The organism is Thiolapillus sp. (assembly GCF_048562965.1).
In the GTDB taxonomy this organism is placed as follows: Bacteria; Pseudomonadota; Gammaproteobacteria; order Chromatiales; family Chromatiaceae; genus Thiolapillus; species Thiolapillus brandeum_A.
Map to the genome: position 1 here is coordinate 1 of NZ_JBHNMF010001320.1, position 703 is coordinate 703.

The 703-nt window shown below is 57.0% G+C and carries 1 protein-coding gene; it reads right to left on the bottom strand.

Annotation, left to right across the window (positions count from 1 at the left end; translation table 11 throughout):
* Positions 1–103 precede the first annotated feature (103 nt).
* Positions 104–607, bottom strand: a complete 504-nt coding sequence (locus ACOCD2_RS24080; RefSeq protein WP_419601930.1) for an IS66 family transposase — start codon at positions 605–607, stop codon at positions 104–106.
* Positions 608–703: the final 96 nt, after the last annotated feature.

Consider the following 703-nt stretch of genomic DNA (forward strand, 5'->3'; position numbering starts at 1 on the left):
TAATGCTGCTTGCGCCGGTTGTCAGTCTGGGAAAGAATTTTGCTGTTCCTGTCGGAGCCGGTTTGAGGGTCGTCAGTGAGGCGTAAGCGCCAAACAATCAGCCCTATTGCATTTTTTTGACAGGCGTGTTCCAGGGTAGCAGGGCTTCAATGTCCTCAACCGTCCTGGCATTGCCGATGTGCTGCAGCACATGGTGGAGGTAGGCAAACGGTTCCACGCCATTGGCCTTGGCCGTCTCGATCAGGCTGTAGGTGGTGGCGCTGGCCTTCGCTCCACGAGGGGTATCGGCAAAGAGCCAGTTCCGGCGTCCGACCGCAAAGGGACGGATGGCGTTTTCCGCCAGGGCGTTGCTGATATTCAGTCGTCCATCGGCAAGGTAACCGATGAGCAGTTCCCACTGGTTGAGGGTGTATTGGATGGCCTTATAGGTCAGGCTGTCCCTGGGCACCCGGGTGCTGTTTTTCTCCAGCCAGGCCTTGAGGTCATCGAGCACCGGTTGCGCCAGCTGCTGACGCTGCCGGGTCTTTTCTTCCGGCGGCAGTTTTTCGATCCGTTTCTCGATGGCGTAGAGTTTGCGGATCTTGCGTAAGCGCCCAAGAATCCACACCTGTTTTCCCCACCTGACCCTGTGCAGACTTTCTCCTGGAATTTCACGACATAGGAGAAATCGATGGACATGTCTGATGCCACCGAAGGTGCGCCG